We start from the raw sequence: 820 nt of genomic DNA on the forward strand, positions 1-820 counted from the left end.
TTCTTCCGCCGGGGAGGTGACCACGGTCACCAGGAAGGATGCAGGATCCGATTTCCGATTTCCGCTTGCCGCCCTGACGGTGATCGTCGCCTTGCCTTCGCGGACCGGTGTCACCATCACAATGGGATTGTTGGTCGGCTCTTCTGGCACCGATGCCACGGCTGGGTGGCTGGACGTAAAGCGCCACGTGATATCACCAGCGTTGACATTGGTCATGGTGAAGGCATCGCGCCCGTCCCTGCTGCCATCCTCGCCGCCGACGTAGAGCGTGAGCGGTTCCAGAGTGTCGCTAGCCGTGAGCCAGGATGGTAACGCCGCCGTCGTGTTTGTGTTGTTGTTTGTCTCATCATCGCTGACCGTCACCACCAGATCCCCAGTGACCAAGCCGTAGTCGCCGCCGCTGGCGCTGTGGGACAAGGTGACGGTGTCATCGGCCGCGTCATCGTCCTGCTCACCGCTCACTTCCACTGTCTGTGGTGTGTTCCAGTTGACGGTGGAGAAGTTGAGGGTGTTCTGGTTGCCGCTGGTGGCGGTATCGGTATCCAGCGTCACGCCCGTGCCTGCGCTGACCGTCACTGTCACTGCGGCAGTGGGTGAGCCGGCGAGGGCCACCGTGTAGCTGCCGCTTCCACCTTCGGCCAGCGTCAGGCTTTCTGGTGTGAGCACCAGAGCGGGCTCTTTGTCATCATCGCTGACCGTCACACTCAAGTTTGCGGTGACCGAGCCATAGTCGCCGCCGCTGGCGCTGTGGGCCAGCGTCACGGAGTCATCGACTGCGTCATTGTCGTGCACCCCGCTCACCTCCACTGTCTGTGGGGTG

Annotated in this window: 1 protein-coding gene; it reads right to left on the reverse strand. The window is 62.4% G+C overall.

The annotated features are described in order from the left end of the window. Nucleotides 1–792 (reverse strand): hypothetical protein (locus J4G14_15135; protein MCE2459122.1); only part of this gene is annotated, 792 nt, incomplete at its 3' end. Nucleotides 793–820: the final 28 nt, after the last annotated feature.

The organism is Dehalococcoidia bacterium (assembly GCA_021295915.1).
GTDB lineage: Bacteria > Chloroflexota > Dehalococcoidia > Lucifugimonadales > UBA1123 > VXRN01.